General features: G+C 50.4%; 12 protein-coding genes. 7 read left to right on the plus strand and 5 right to left on the minus strand.

All coding sequences use genetic code 11. The features are described 5' to 3' along the window. Window positions 1-17: 17 nt before the first annotated feature. Window positions 18-2,246, minus strand: a complete 2,229-nt coding sequence (locus A7975_RS17295; protein WP_065385949.1) for a UvrD-helicase domain-containing protein — start codon at window positions 2,244-2,246, stop codon at window positions 18-20. 69 nt (window positions 2,247-2,315) lie between these two features. Here A7975_RS17295 and A7975_RS17300 point away from each other — a divergent pair, with 69 nt between their 5' ends. The 3 genes from A7975_RS17300 to A7975_RS17310 all read left to right on the plus strand — a co-directional run bounded on the left by A7975_RS17300 (window position 2,316) and on the right by A7975_RS17310 (window position 6,242). Then, complete coding sequence (locus A7975_RS17300; protein ID WP_065385950.1) at window positions 2,316-2,876, plus strand: GNAT family N-acetyltransferase; 561 nt, start codon at window positions 2,316-2,318, stop codon at window positions 2,874-2,876. 109 nt (window positions 2,877-2,985) lie between these two features. Continuing rightward, window positions 2,986-4,278: an MFS transporter gene (locus tag A7975_RS17305; protein ID WP_053374515.1), complete on the plus strand. Its 1,293-nt coding sequence runs from the start codon at window positions 2,986-2,988 to the stop codon at window positions 4,276-4,278. Next, window positions 4,278-6,242, plus strand: coding sequence for a glycosyltransferase family 39 protein (locus tag A7975_RS17310; protein ID WP_065385951.1), 1,965 nt, complete (start codon window positions 4,278-4,280; stop codon window positions 6,240-6,242). Before A7975_RS17305 ends, A7975_RS17310 begins: the two co-directional genes overlap by 1 nt. Window positions 6,243-6,750: 508 nt before the next feature. Here A7975_RS17310 and A7975_RS17315 read toward each other — a convergent pair. Beyond that, entirely contained in the window at window positions 6,751-7,086 is a 336-nt protein-coding gene (locus A7975_RS17315; RefSeq protein ID WP_065385952.1) for a DUF1904 family protein, read from the minus strand. Window positions 7,087-7,165: 79 nt separating this feature from the next. After that, window positions 7,166-8,092 (minus strand): RluA family pseudouridine synthase, encoded by a 927-nt coding sequence (locus A7975_RS17320; RefSeq protein ID WP_141680344.1) that lies wholly within the window; start codon window positions 8,090-8,092, stop codon window positions 7,166-7,168. A gap of 188 nt (window positions 8,093-8,280) precedes the next feature. Here A7975_RS17320 and A7975_RS17325 point away from each other — a divergent pair, with 188 nt between their 5' ends. Both A7975_RS17325 and A7975_RS17330 read left to right on the plus strand, forming a co-directional pair. Next, window positions 8,281-9,831 (plus strand): stalk domain-containing protein, encoded by a 1,551-nt coding sequence (locus tag A7975_RS17325; protein ID WP_065385953.1) that lies wholly within the window; start codon window positions 8,281-8,283, stop codon window positions 9,829-9,831. 159 nt (window positions 9,832-9,990) lie between these two features. Next, entirely contained in the window at window positions 9,991-11,883 is a 1,893-nt protein-coding gene (locus A7975_RS17330) for a B12-binding domain-containing radical SAM protein (protein ID WP_065385954.1), read from the plus strand. A gap of 94 nt (window positions 11,884-11,977) precedes the next feature. On the opposite strand, the gene A7975_RS17335 is transcribed toward A7975_RS17330, so the two are convergent. Next, window positions 11,978-12,862 (minus strand): LysR family transcriptional regulator, encoded by an 885-nt coding sequence (locus tag A7975_RS17335; RefSeq protein ID WP_065385955.1) that lies wholly within the window; start codon window positions 12,860-12,862, stop codon window positions 11,978-11,980. Between the two features lie 122 nt (window positions 12,863-12,984). On the opposite strand from A7975_RS17335, the gene A7975_RS17340 reads away from it, so the two are divergent. Continuing rightward, a complete protein-coding gene (locus A7975_RS17340) occupies window positions 12,985-13,302 on the plus strand; it encodes a DUF1330 domain-containing protein (protein ID WP_065385956.1) in 318 nt (105 codons plus the stop codon). Continuing rightward, on the plus strand, window positions 13,292-14,077 hold the full coding sequence (locus tag A7975_RS17345; protein WP_065385957.1) for an SDR family oxidoreductase: 786 nt from the start codon (window positions 13,292-13,294) through the stop codon (window positions 14,075-14,077). Before A7975_RS17340 ends, A7975_RS17345 begins: the two co-directional genes overlap by 11 nt. A 67-nt stretch (window positions 14,078-14,144) precedes the next feature. On the opposite strand, the gene A7975_RS17350 is transcribed toward A7975_RS17345, so the two are convergent. Further along, on the minus strand, window positions 14,145-15,119 hold the full coding sequence (locus tag A7975_RS17350) for a type I phosphomannose isomerase catalytic subunit (RefSeq protein WP_065385958.1): 975 nt from the start codon (window positions 15,117-15,119) through the stop codon (window positions 14,145-14,147). Between the last annotated feature and the right edge of the window lie 136 nt (window positions 15,120-15,255).

Raw genomic sequence — 15,255 nt, forward strand, 5'->3', positions numbered from 1 at the left:
CTTCTCCTCACATGGTCTTATTGCTTCTTCTTCGGCAGTATTTTCGTTCCTTGCTCCATAGGCGACTGGCACAGCGGGCATGGCCGAGACTCCGCTTGCGAATCCTCGTACGTAATAATCCGCTGCCATACCTCACAGGAATCGCTGGTGCAGAGCCATGCGAGTGCAGATTCGGAATCGCTCTCTTCCTCTTTCATGAAAGCGGAGCGGATAAAGCGCGACAGCTCTGCCGGTTTGCCTCGGTATAAGGCAGGTGAGCTGATATAAAGCTCCTCCTGAGCTCTCGTTACGGCGACGTAAGCAAGGCGCCGCTCTTCCTCGAGCGCTTCGGCAAGCGCATCATCGCCGGTCTGGATCGAGGTGCGATCGCTATGCTTATCGGCTGCAAGCGCTGAGCTATGGGGCAATATGCCCTCCGAGGCGCCAATGACGAAAACGACCGGAAATTCGAGTCCCTTTGATTTGTGGATCGACATCAGCGATATGGCGCTGCGGTTATGCGCATGCTTCTGGAGCTGCTGCACGGCAGCGTGCTTGTCCGTGATATCATCGATATAGGCTAGAAAAGCTTCGATCGTCTCAAAGTTGCTAGCCGCAGCCTCGAACTCATCAAGCACTTCCTTAAGCCCTTCCTTATGCTCCGTCATTTCATGGCGCTTGCTCGTTTCAAGAAATTGGTCATAAAAGGCTTGTCGAAGCTGCATAATAGCTGATGCAGGCAACGCATCGGTCAACGACTTGATCAGCTTGATGCGCTCTTTGATTTTGTCCTTCTGAAATTCTTTCAGCTGCGGAAATTCAAGCAGATGAATGAGCGGCCACTTCTTCGCGCGTACCTTGTCTTGGTTCCATATGAAGGCCATCGCCTGCTCGCGATTGACATAAAGCGAAGGAAGCAAAACTTCCATCGCATCAAAGTTTCGGCGATCCTGTACAAGCCGCAAATGCGCAAGCAAAGGCTTTATAGCCCATTGATCATAAAAGAGCTGGCCATCGCCGAAATCGATGAAAGGAAGCTCCTTGGTCAGAAGCAGCTCGGTTAGCGCCCTGCTGCTGCTCGCCGTACGGAACAAAACGGCAAAATCGCCGAAGGAGCGTTTCCCTTGTGCCGTATGCGATATAATGGTTTCTGCGATGAGCTTGGCTTCGTCCTGCGTCGTTTTGAGCCGGGCGTAGGAGGGATTAACTCCCTTTGGCTTTACAGCGAGCAGCGATTTTTCCTTGCGCAGCTTGTTATATTGAATAATTGCATTGCCAAGGCCAACGATCGTGCTGGTCGAGCGGTAGTTGATATCCAAAACATAAGTCGCCGCGCCGGGATATTGATGCTCGAAGTTCAAAATATAATCATTTTTCGCTCCGTTGAAGGAATAGATCGTCTGATCGTCATCGCCTACGACCATCAGATTGCGGTGCTTATCGGCGAGCATTTGGATGAGCACGTATTGGACTTGATTGGTATCTTGGAACTCGTCGATCATCAAATATTGAAAGCGTCTTTGCAGCGTAGCAAGAAGCTCTGGATCATCCTTCAGCAGCTTGTACGCTTCCAGCAGAAGATCATCGTAATCGAACTTATCCAGTTCCTTCTTCCACTGCTCGTAGCGGGTGAAGAGCAGCTTCAGCTCCCTTTCCTCCGTTGTCGCTGACGGAAGGTCGCTAACGTTGATCATTTGCAGCTTAATCGCCGACAGCTGAGCGAGCAGCGTCTCGGGCTCGTAGTCATTTTGCAGCAAAAGCTCGCGCATGAGCCGCTTGAAAAAAATATGCTTTTGCCCGGTTTCGCCAAGAATGCCTTGGCGGTAACCTCGCCCTCTGAGCAGCTGGAGGCAGAAGGAATGAAACGTTCGCGCCTCGACGCCGCTAGCTGCCTGCGGACTAAGGACAGGAAGCGAGCGAATGCGGCTTCGCATTTCATCTGCCGCTTTTTTGGAGAAGGTCATCAGCAAAATCTGCTGCGGCTGGACATGCTGCACGGCGAGCAGATAAGCAGTTCGGCATACGAGCACGGACGTCTTGCCCGAGCCGGCACCCGCAAGCGTAAGCGCAGGCCCCTTGTCGTGGCGAACCGCTGCAATTTGGGGGCGATTGAGCGAAATGCCGTACTGCTCCAAAGCGCGGAAAAACCCGGCATCCTTCGCATCAGCACCAACAAGCTGGCGGCTTGTCTCGGCCTCCGCCTTTGGGGCAGAGGGAACCTCGCTGTTTCGAATGCCTATGGGGAATGTATAATAGTCATTACTCACTACTTCATCACCTTCAGAAACAATATTTATCTATTATAACAGAACATAAAAAGAATGAGGGATGCCATCATGATAGGACCAGCCAGAAGAGAAGACGTACATGAGGTATTGCCGCTTATGCTTGCAGCGATCGGCAACATTGCTTACACGCTAGCAGGAACTGAGGATCAAGCTGAAGCAGAGCGCATTTTAGCCGGCTTTTATACGCGTGAAGACAATCGGATCAGCTATAAGCATGTGCTTGTCGACCGAAGGGAAGAAGGCATTGCAGGCATGCTGATCAGCTATGCAGGCGATGGGGCGGCTGCGCTTGATGTGCCTTTTGTGACGCGGCCTGGCCGGGATAAGGGACCTCGCTCGAACGAGAGCATCGCCGTGGAGGCGGAAGCAGGCGAATATTATTTGGATTCTATCGCTGTCGATGAGCGTTTTCAGGGACAAGGCATTGCCAAAACGCTTATCGGCGCCTTTGAGCAGAGAGGCTTGGAGGAAGGCTACAACAAGCTGTCGCTAATTGTTGAACCATACAATACAAGAGCGCGCGCCCTATACAAAAAGCTGGACTTTACCGAGGACGGCTCGCTTGAAGTAAGCGGAAGCGAGTATATTCGAATGGTGAAGCATATCTAGTTATTTTAAAAAAGTTATATATGGAATAATAAGGGTTTGTACGGTAAGATGAGAGAGTTATAAGCGAGGTTTATAATAGACTTTCATCGTAACCGGGAGCGTGTTGTTTATGGCCACTGCAAGCTTTAAAGCGAAATTAGCTTACAGCTCAGGAAATTTATCCGTTAATTTAATTGCACAAGCTTTTGCATCCTACATCGTTTTTTATTATGTGGATGTGCTAGGCGTAAGACCGGCCTTAATCAGCGTTGCCATGGTTATTCACGGTATCGTGAATGCGGTATTAAATCCGCTGTTTGGACATCTTTCGGATCGGACGAGCTCCCGTTTTGGCAGGCGGATACCGTATATGCTCTTTGGCATGGTGCCGCTTGCGGCATTATTTACGGCGATTTGGTTTCCAATCGGCACAGGCTCTGCTTTGTTCTGGTATTTTTTAACGATCGTATTGCTATATGATATTTTGTTCGTCATGGTCGTCTTGAATTATTCGGCGCTGTTTCCAGAAATGTTTACGACGATCAAGGAGCGCGCGCAGGTATCGTCGTGGCGCCAAATGTTCGGCATACTTGGGATGATCATTGGCGTGGCGCTGCCTCCTCTCGTTTATGGGAAGCTGGGCTGGGGACCGATGGGTGCCATTTTTGCGGGTATCGCGCTCATTTTCTTTATCGTCATGGTATCGGCCAGCAAAGAAAAAATCGTCGTGCAGCGCGAAGAGGTTGGGTTCGTTCAGTCTTTGAAATTTACGTTCTCGAACAAAGCGTTTGTGCTATTCGTCATTGGCAGCTTCTTTGCGCAGTTCACCTTCGCGATGCTGCCCGCTGCCATTCCTTTCTTCACCAAATACGTGCTTGGCGCTGCGGAAGACAGCAATACCATTTTGCTTGGCGCGATCTTCGTTGCAGCTATACCGTTCGTATATATTTGGGGAAGATTGCTGCAAAGATGGGGAGCGCGCAAGACGGTAATGGCTGCCATTATCATCTATGCGCTTGCGATGATTCCGTTCTTATTCGTATCGAGCGTAGCGCTTGCTGCAGCTGCTGCAGCGGTAATCGGCGTTGGCTTAGCGGGGCTGCTCGTTTTGCTGGACGTGCTGTTATCCGAAATTATCGATGAGGATGAGACGCGCACGCGGGTTCGCAGGGAAGGCATGTACTTTGGGATGAACGGCTTTATCGTCAAATGGGGCATCTCGCTGCAAGCGGTGGTGCTTGGGTTTATATTGGAAGCTACCGGCTACGTGAAGGATGCCGTGCAATCGGATGCAGCCGTATGGGGGATCCGTTCGATGCTTAGCGTTATTCCGTTTGCCGCGCTGCTTATCGCGCTTCTATTTTTCTATTTATATCCGATTCGCCAGTCTAATTCTAATGCAAAAAGCGGTGACGCACAGTAATGACTCGTACGATCGATTGGATGAAAAACAATCCCATGCTCTTGCTGCTGTTCCTAATCGGAGCAGCAGTGAGAGTTCTTTACGCCGGCGCCATACCGGGCGGCTTGAATCAGGATGAGGCTTCGATCGGCTACGAGGCCTATTCCATTCTTCATTACGGAATCGATCGGAATGGCGTCTCGCTGCCGGTTCATTTGATCGCTTGGGGAAGCGGCCAAAATGCGCTTTATGCTTATCTGTCTATGCCCTTTATCTATTTATTTGGTTTAACTCCGCTATCGGTTCGAATGCTTAGCATCCTGTTTGGGCTGCTTGGGACGGTGCTTTTCTATTTAATAGCTTTACAGCTATTTAAGAGAAAACACGCGGCTGCCGCAGCGGCTTTTTTTATCGTCATCTGTCCATGGCATATTATGATATCCAGATGGGCGCTAGAGTCGAATATTTTCCCGACTCTGGTGCTGCTCGCCGTCTTTTTTTTGTTTAAAGCGATCCATCAGCCGAGATGGCTGATCGGCTTCACCGTAACGCTTGCCGCCTCGCTGTATGCGTATGGCACGGCCTATTTTTTTGTGCCGGTGTTTGGCGTAAGCGTGTTGGCCCTGCTCGTTGCGAGGAAGGTGTTCAAGCTGCGCGACCTGCTGTGGAATAGCCTCGTCCTCGTCATTTTAGCAGCGCCAATCGGCTTGTTTCTTCTAATAAACAGGTTCAATATGTCGACGGTACAATGGCTGTTCTCCATACCAAAGCTTACCGTTCCAAGGGTGGAGCAGGTATCATCGGCATTCGAAGGCAACGCCTTATCGATGCTTGCGCAGCATTTTAACCAGTTTCTAAAGCTGTTTATTACGCAAAATGACGGCCTGCTGTGGAACGCGATACCTGAATACGGCTATATGTATCCGATCGCTTTGCCGCTTATCGCCATAGGAATCGTATACGGCGTCTATAAATTAGTAAAAGAGTTCCGCGCCGAGACTGCGATAATGGCGATTTGGTTCGGAGCAGCCCTTCTTATGACGCTGATTACGGATGTGAATATCAATCGGATCAATATCATTTTTTTCCCGACCGTGTACTTAGCCGTTGCCGGCTTGATGTGGCTGCATAAGCAAATCAAATATTCGCTGGTCGTGGCGATCGGTGCGTTCACCGTGTTCTTTCTATTGTTTTGCGGACAGTATTTCACTGCTTACGCGAAGCAAATAAGCCCGATGTTCTTCGAGTCCTTTGGCGAAGCGATCACGTACGCCTCGGATGAGACGGAAGGGCAAGTTTATGTGACGGATCAAGTGATGATGCCTTATATTTACGTATTATTTTATGAAAAAATCGAACCGCGGCAGTTTATAGACACGGTGGACTATATAAACCCTGGGCAGCCCTTTCAGTTTGTCCGCTCCTTCGGCAGATACCATTTCGGGAAGCCTGAGCTTAGGCCGGACGAGGAGGCCGTTTATATTTTTAGCAATAACGACGCTATTCCGGACGAGAACTCGGGCTATCGGATCAAACGGTTCAAGCATTATACGGTCGTCAGCGGAAAAGGAAGGATAGCAGCGCCGAAGGTTCATGAGGCTTTTCAAAATGGAGGTTTTGAAGAGGGACAGCGGTATTGGTCGTTTACTGCCGGGGCTGGAATCGGAACCAACCGGCCGTTCAGCGGCACGAATCTCATGTACATCGATCCCGGCACCGAGCATATCGCCACTCAGACATTTATAGGCGCTAATGCCGGAGAATACTCACTGTCCGCAAAAGTAAGTGCTGGCGGGGATGGCGGCACGGTTGGCATATCTATTAATGGAGTAATGGTTCAAGAGCTGGCAGTCCCGTTACAAGAAGAGTACGTCGAGATAAAGCTGCCAGCAGTGCCAGTTGCTGCGAACGATTCGGTTTCTGTTTATTTTGTGGGGGGAGCGGGCTGGTTGAATGTTGATGATGTGGTGTGGAGCAAGGAATGAAGGCGACAATGCGATGCTGAATAAGCAAGTGGGCATGAAAGAAGCCGTATCCGCCTAAAAACCAATCAGGCAAGATCGCGATGGTGTAAATGAGCTCTTTAGCGGACAGAGAATCCTTTATTTTTCTTAATCAACGATTTTTGTAGCGTTCGCGGACTCAGGTACCGCTAATCACTCAGTAAACTCAATTGGAACCTCGTTTAAATGGAGATAACGGATCTCCTGTCCGCATAATTCGCCCTAAATGGTCAAAACGCAAATATAACGGAACGACAGTCCGCTCATTACAAATTCATGTGTTAAGATTCATCAGACGATCTCAACTATGAATGGAAAAAGCCTCCAACCACACCTTGAAAGTGGAGTTGAAGGCTTAGCTCTCTTATGATCCGCACTTCTGCGGTGGACGAAAGAAGCCATGATAAGGCTTTGGGACAGCCTCTTCCGAGGAAGCATTTTCGGGTCATTGCTGGAAAATAACCTCAATCAAGCGAAGCATAGAAGTATGCTATTCTTCCACAGGCTCGGCATTAATATAATAGCTGTCCTCGCGGTACGCATGAAACACGATTTCGATTTCGGATATGCCGAGCTGGCGGACAGCATCTGTGACGGCCACCGCGAAGCGATTTCGGATTTGCTGCCCGCGCTCGAACCAGCCTACCTCGATGAAGGCGAAGCCGGCTTCGCTTTCCGGGCTTCCGAACACGTTTGTTGTATGCTGGCAAGCCATCGTGAAATTGTCGGTACCGCAATCGCAAATGGCTGCAAGCTCATCCGCAAGCGGAGCGGTGACGGATTGCAGCTTCTCGGCAGGCACTCCGCGAAATAATAGATGTGGCATAATGATCATCCTCCTTATGGATAAAAGAAGCATCGGCTGCGTGTTACAGGCAGCCGATGCTTCTTTTTTGGTGCTGCCGCTACTCGGTTACATGGAACGGCTTGAGAAACAGCTTCGGAATTTCGGTTTCGAAGCGCACAAGCTTGCCTGTAATCGGATGCGTGAAGGCAAGTACGCGAGCATGAAGTCCGAGCCTGCCGATGATTCGCGTGCGGGCGCCGTACTTTTTGTCTCCTACGACCGGATGGCCGATGTCCTCCATATGGACGCGAATTTGGTTTTTGCGGCCGGTTTCGAGATTCACTTCGAGCAGTGAGAAGTTTTTGTTGGCGCGCAGCACCTTGTAATGGGTGACGGCGTGCAGACCGTCATTCGCGTGGGCGCTTGAATACATTTTGAGCGTCTTGCTTTCCTTCAGCCATGAAGTGATGGTTCCCTGCTCCTTCTTAACGGCTCCTTCGACTAGCGCAACATAGATCCGCTCTTGAACCGAATCCTGCCAGCTGTTTTGCAGCTGCTGCTGAACCGCTTCGCTCTTTGCGAACATCATAACGCCCGACGTATCGCGATCGAGCCGGTGCACGACAAAAATCCGATTTTTCGTATTTTCCACCCGTACGTGCGCCGTCAGCTGGCGGTAGGCAGTAACTTCATTCTCCGGTGCGGCGTCTGACGATATGGACAGCAGCCCGGCTTCCTTCTTAATGACGATAATATGCTCATCCTCAAACATGATGGTGAGCCCTTCGAGCGGAATCTTTTCCTGCGGCCGATCTCTGCCAACGGTAACCGTCTGGCCGGGCTGCAGCGGATAGTTGTATGCGGTAGTCGATTTTCCGCCAACGGAAACCTGTCCGTGCGCGAGTATCGACTTGACGACGTTGCGTCCCGCGCCTGAAATGTTTTTTATTAGAAAAGGAAGCAGCTCCATCGGCTCGGTAACCGGATAGGACTTGCTCTTATCTGCTTGTGATTGAGGAGCTCCGCGCTTTTTCCCCCTGTGCATGCTGAAAACCTCCTAGATTCAATGCTCCTACTATACCACGAGTCATGGCATCAATTCTAATCTTCTATTTGGCTGCCGGATGCCCACTATGAAAATCGATTTCATAGACAAAGCATCAGCAGGAATGGTAGGATAAATGGTAGAGATATCATATGGTGAAATTGTGAAATATTGGAGGAAGCTACCGCGTGAAAACAAAACTTATTCAGACTATTCTCAGTCCCTTGCTTGTAGCAGGATTGCTGCTTGCACCATTGCCGGTACTCAGCGACAGCACGGCTGCGGCGGCTAGCGCTCCGAGCAAGACGACGGTTGCCACAACTAAGCAATTGCAGGTCTTTGTAGACGGCAAGAAGCTTTCGCTCTCGGCAGCTGCGTATGCAGAGAAAGGCGTGACCTTCGTACCGATGCGCGATATTTTTACGGCTCTGGGCGCTTCGGTAACCTGGGAGAGCAAGACGGAGACGATTATTGGACGTAAAGGCAATGTTTCTATATCTCTTAAAGTAGGCGTCAAGCAAGCCGTTATTAATGGCAAGACAGTGAAGCTAGACGCACCGGCTGTCGTGCGCAAGGGCGTTACGTTCGTGCCGGTACGCTTCATATCCGAATCTCTCAGCGCTGCAGTCAAATGGGATAATGCGGCTAATGCAGTTCGGATTACATCGCCGGAAGCTGCCGAGGAAGCCGAGTATAACGAATGGCTGGAGCAGCAGAAAAATCTGCCTAAGCTTACTAGTAAAGATATAGTAGATAAATTTGACGCGAGCGTTGTGTTGATCTCGACGAATCGTGGACAAGGCAGCGGCGTAGTTATCGACGATAACCTAATTCTGACGAACTATCATGTGATGGTTGACGCTGCCTCTGCAACAGCGCTTACGCTTAATGGCGAAGAGCTGAAAATTGTTGGCGTAGCCAAATATGACGAAAAAGCGGATTTAGCCATTATCAAAACGGAAGAACCGATTGGCCTGCCAGTGGTAGAGCTGGGCTACGGCTTCAACGCTTATAAGGGCAGCAAGGTTACCGCAATTGGAAGTCCGCAAGGCTTGCAAAATACGGTTTCCGACGGTCTAGTCAGCAACATTATTTTCGAAGACGGCATTCGTTACATACAGACAAGCGCGCCTATCGACCACGGAAGCTCCGGCGGAGCGCTGTTTAATGAGTATGGAGATCTTGTTGGCATTACGACAAGCGGTTATGCGGATACGGCAGCTGATTTGAACTTTGCCGTATCGGTTATTCATGCGGCTAACCTGAACAGCGAGACGACCGATAAAGATATAGCGAACGCTAAATTTTTGCCGCCTAGCCTGCCGGAAACGCTTGTGGGCGTTCCTTTGACAGATATCGAGAAGCTGCTTAAGGAGCAATATTCCTCGTTGTCGGCAACGGCAGGAGAAGCAAAGTTTACCAAGTGGGAAGCGAAGCGAGATGCTGGAGGCTGGCTTGTGCTGACAGCTGATATTGATCCGTTGTTCTATATGTATTACGGTGCGAAATCGGCGGAGGAGCTGCGGGTTTGGACGATTAATCTGGGCTACGAGTTCCACAGAATGCTGCCTAACGAAAAAATTCAAGTCGTTATTTCCTTTGAACGCGATTACGGCTTCGAGCCGCGCGGCTTTGCTGCGGGCGAGGTTACGTCACTAGGCAGCGATAAATGGCGGGTCCGTTATCCGGTCATCGACATGCAGCTTAAAGATGAGCTTTTCATTAAAGTAAGAGTTTAAGGAGATGAGGCATCTGCTGCCGCGATATGCGGCAAGCGGGTGCCTCTTCTTTTTTTCTTTTTTTTTCTGTACAATAGAAGGCATCTTGCTATAGGCGCCATTCATCATTTGGAATCGCGCTTCATAAGCAAATGCTTAAGTTAGAGAGGTTATGCTGCTATGAAAGTGGTACTGTCCACATTAAATGCTAAGTTTATACACACATCACTGGCGCTGCGCTGCTTGAAGGCGTTCAGCGGAGACCGATTCGATATTGATATTGCTGAGTATACAATCAAAGATCCGGTAATGAACATCGTGTCGGATATTTTCTCGCGCAAGCCAGATGTAGTAGGCTTCTCCTGCTATATATGGAACATTGAAGAGACGATTACCGTCATCAATATGCTGCGCAAAATCATGCCGGAAATTAAGATCATCCTCGGCGGACCTGAAGTCAGCTATGATATGGACTACTGGATGGAACGCGTGCAAGAGGTTGATTTTATCGTAGTCGGGGAAGGCGAGGAGACGTTCCACCACTTGCTGACCGAGATTGAAGGCGACGGCAAATACCATATGGTATTTGGGGTTACCTACCGGAAGCAGCGCGAGGACCGCGTCGAGGTGCTTATTAATCCGCCCCGTCCGAAGCTGAACCTGAATGAGCTGCCTTCGCCGCATCGCTTTGAGGAGGATATTCCTCATTTGGGAAGCCGCGTCGTTTATTTTGAGACAAGCCGCGGCTGTCCGTTCAGCTGTCAATTTTGTCTATCCAGCATCGAGGTTGGCGTTCGTTACTACGATATGGAGCGGACGAAAGCGGATATTTTGTATTTGATCGAAAAAGGCGCAAAGCTTATTAAGTTTGTCGATCGAACGTTTAATATTAAGCGGGACTACGCGCTCGAAATATTCGAATTTTTGATCAAAAACCACCAAGGCTGCGTCTTCCAATTCGAAATTACGGCTGACATCATGCGGCCGGAAGTGCTTGACTACTTGGCTGAGAATGCGCCTCCCGGCATATTCCGCTTCGAGATCGGCGTGCAGTCTACGAATGATCCGACGAATGAAGCCGTTCAGCGCCGCCAAAATTGGATGAAGCTCGTTCGTACCGTCATGAAGGTGAAAAACTCGCAAAAAATCGATCAGCATCTCGATTTGATTGCCGGGCTTCCGCTTGAAAACTACGATACGTTCCGCGGTACGTTTAACGACGTATTCGAGCTGCGTCCCGAGGAGTTGCAGCTAGGCTTCCTCAAAATGCTCCGAGGCACTGGACTGCGCCGCGAAGCGGACAAATGGGGCTATATTTATATGGACAGATCGCCGTATGAAATGTTAGGCAATGATCTGATGCCATTTGGCGATATCGTCCGCATTAAGCGGGTCGAGGACGTGCTCGAGAAATACTGGAATGCGCATCGGATGGACCATACGCTGCTCTATTTGGTAGATCGGGTATTCCCTTCGCCGTTTGATTTCTTCCAAGCGTTCGGCGATTTCTGGGAACGGAGCGGCTGGCAGAAGATCGGCCATCAGCTTGAGGATTTGTATTCGCGTCTATGGGCGTTTCTTGATACGCTGCCGCTGCCCGGCAAGAAGGCAATCGGCTCCCTGCCATCGCCTGAGGATGACTCGTCGAAGACGGCTTACACCTTTGACGAGGTGCTGGCAATTGCGGGATCGCGTCTTGATTCGGATGTGGTGCTTGGGCTTATGAAATATGATTATTTCCTTAATCATAATTACAAGCCGCGCAAAACCTGGTGGGAGTTCACGATGGACAAGTCCGTATGGAGCGGCTGGATGCGCCGCCTAGCGGACCGTCCCGAAGAGGTATCGCCAGAATTCGCTGCACTTGGTTTCGGGGAGAAGGAGCTTCAAAAGCATGCTGTGATAGAGAGAGTGCCATTTGATCTTGCGGCATTCCTCGCAACGGGAGAGGTAGTAAGGGAGCGTCATACGCTGCTTGTCGTCTTGTACGCGCTTGAGGCTGGCAGCAGCAAGCCGAAGCCGCGTCCGTTCACGTTGTCGATCGAAGTTGAGCAAGGAGCTTTGCAGGGGTAAACCAAAATAGAATAAAAGGGGCATGCCATAGGTCTAAGCAGAGCGCAGACCCATTGGCACGCCCCTTTTTTTTATCCGCAGGCACCTATTTTTGTCAAAGCGGTGATTGGCGATGAAGCTCCACATATGCAATAAATCGTTTGGCCGCTGGCGACAAGTAGCGGTCTTCCCTCCATTTTAGGCCAATTTCCCAAAACCAGCCTTCGTCCGTAATCGGTATCCACACCAGTCCGTCCAGCATCAGCCCAAGCGTTTTCGGAAGCACCGACACGCCAAGCCCCGCCTTAATGAACCCCGCGACCGTCGCCAAATCTTCAGCCTCATAGGTGGAAGCCAGCGTAAAGCCTGAATGATGAAACCGCGACAAAATCGTTGCTTTGAGGCTGCAGTTGTTTTTGAGTCCGACGAACGGCTCGCCCGATAAATCCATGAGGCTTAACGAAGCGCGCTCCGCCAAGTGATGGCTGGCAGAAACGACAATATATAGGGGCATCGTTTGAATGACGAGCCATTTATGATTATCCATGATGGATTCACGCGAGGTAATCATCAGATCCGCATAACCTTTCTCCAGCTGCTCATCAATATCCCCTAGATTTCCTTGGTTCAGTTCAAAACGAACTTTTGAATGAATGAGCTGGTAGTCCCTTACGAGTGTGGGCACCAGATCAACCCCTAAAATATTGAGATAGGCTATCGAAACGACACCGGTTTCCGGATTGGAAAATTCCTCGATTTCTTGCATGCCGTCCTGGATATTTTGCAGCGCCTGCTCCACCCACTTGCCAAACATGAGCCCATACCGGTTAAGCCGGACGTTCCGGCCATTGCGTTCGAAGAGCGGAACGCCCAGCTCGCTTTCCAGCTTGGAAATGGAATGGCTTAAAGCAGGCTGGGTAATGCTGAGCGCTTTGGAGGCCATCGTCATATGCTGAAGGCGAGAAACGGTCAAAAAATATTCAAGCTGCGTAAGCTCCATGCGAGCACCTTCTTTATATGAAAATAATTCATCAATTTTATTATTATTATAAATTGGACGTTATAAGAGGGTCAAGGTAAGATAGCGATGTGCTTAAATAACCAAAGAAAGAAGGGCAGCTATTGTCAGCCTATATCATCTTTATACGTGAAAAAACGATCGATAAGGAAGAGCTTGGTCTTTATTCGCAAAAAGCGCCTGCGGGCTTGGCCGGGCATCCTGTCACGCCGCTTGCTGTATATGGAACCTATCAAGTGATCGAAGGGCCGGATGTGGAAGGAGCTGCCATTCTATCGTTTCCATCTTTGGAGGAAGCGAAGGCTTGGTATTATAGCCCAGCATATCAGGACGCGCTAAAACATCGGCTCCGCGGCGGGATATACCGCGGCATTATTGTAGAAGGCATTTTGAATAACGGGAGTGAGAAGGATGAGCAATAGATCATGGAATGAATTCGAAAACAAAAAAGTGCTGGTCACCGGCGGAACAAAAGGAATGGGACAGGCAGTCGTCAAGAGGCTTTCCGGCGCCGGAGCAACGGTGCTGACAGCAGCTCGCACTATGCCGGCAGATTTCCCGCAGCCAGAGTTGTTCGTTCAAGCGGATCTAGCGACGCAGGAAGGAACGCAGAAAGTCATTCAAGGAGTGAAAGAGAAGCTAGGCGGCATTGATATCGTTGTGCATTGCGTTGGCGGCTCGACGACGCCGCCCGGAGGAGCGCTCGCCTTAAATGACGAAGACTGGATTCATTCCCTGAATTGGAATCTGCTTGCCGCGGTACGCGTGGACCGCGGGCTGCTGCCGCTAATGGCAGAGCAGGGCTCCGGCGTCATTATCCATTTTACCTCGATCCAAAGGCGGCTGCCGCTTTACGAGACAACGCTAGCCTATGCGGCTGCCAAGGCTGCTCTTACCAATTACAGCAAAGGGCTGTCCAACGAATTTTCCCCGCGGGGCATTCGGATCAACACGGTATCGCCGGGCTTTATTCAAACGGAGGCTGCGGATGCCATGATCGACCGGATAGCAACGGCAACTGGAAGCAGGGAAAGCGCGCTGCAGCAATTAATGAGCTCGCTCGGGGGCATTCCGCTTGGACGGCCGGGACTGCCGGCGGAAGTAGCCGAGCTTGTCGCGTTTCTAGCATCCGATCGTGCATCGTCGATTACGGGCAGCGAATACGTGATAGATGGCGGTACGATTCCGACCGTCTGAATAAAAAAAACGACTCCGCTTATTTTCTCAGCGGAGTCGTTTTTATCATTTCAACCCTTGTTGCTATTTATGCAGGAACAACGCTGCGCAGGACGGTCATGCTGCCCGAAAGCGCATAGTCGCCAAGGTTAGCTGGAAGCAGGAAGCACTCGCCTGCTTTGACCGATTGCTCGCCGTCTGCCCATTTCAAAAGGCCTTCGCCTTCTGCGATAACGAGGATAACGAAGCTCTCGAGTGAAGTGGACAGCTCCCAAGGAGCGGCTACGATTCCTTTTTCAACGATAAAGTAAGGGGAAGAAGCGATGCGCAGCCATTCACCCGCAACCGCATCGTCGGTCTTCATGCGCTGAGCGCCGGCACCCTCATAGGCGATAACGTTTAGCGAATCTTCGATGTGAAGCTCGCGCAGCTGACCGTCAAGACCTGGGCGGTCGTAATCGAACAAACGATACGTTGTATCGGAGTTTTGCTGAATCTCAGCTACAACAACACCGGAGCATAGCGCATGAACGGTGCCGGCAGGAATATAAAACGCATCGCCAGCTTCTACGGAAACCTCTTGCAGCGTATCCATGATGCGGCCTTCTGCAATCGCAGCTTCCATCGAGGCGCGGTCAACGCCGTCCTTCAAGCCGTAAATGATTTTGGCGCCCGGCTTAGCATCAAGGATGTACCACATTTCCGTCTTGCCCAGCTCACCCTCGGGAAGACCCTCATATACGTCCGTAGGATGCACTTGAATGGATAGATCATCATTGCAATCCAGCAATTTAATAAGGAGCGGGAAACGTCCGTTTTTCTCGGAGAAGCCCTTCGAACCGAACCAAACGCGGCCGTATTCCTCGCGAATTTGGTCAAGGCCGGTGCCCGCAAGCTCGCCGTTCATCACTTTTGTTGTGCCGTTCGGGTGGTCGCCAATCATCCAGCCTTCGCCGATCGAGCCTTCTGGCAGCTCAAGTCCGAAGCCTTCAAGCGCGCGTCCTCCCCAAATGCGTTCTTTCATTTCAGGCTTAAATTGTAACGGATAAGGTTTTACAGTCATTGGTTATCTCTCCCATGTCAATTGTATGTATTGGTGTAAGCGATCAACTATCTTTAAGCATAGGTTGAACATTTAACGGTGAAAAGGGACGTTGTTACCAAAATCATTGCATGATCTGCCTATTTCTCAAGCATGC

Origin of the sequence: Bacillus sp. FJAT-26390, from assembly GCF_001682865.1 — a bacterium.
Classification (GTDB): Bacteria; Bacillota; Bacilli; order Paenibacillales; family Paenibacillaceae; genus Pristimantibacillus.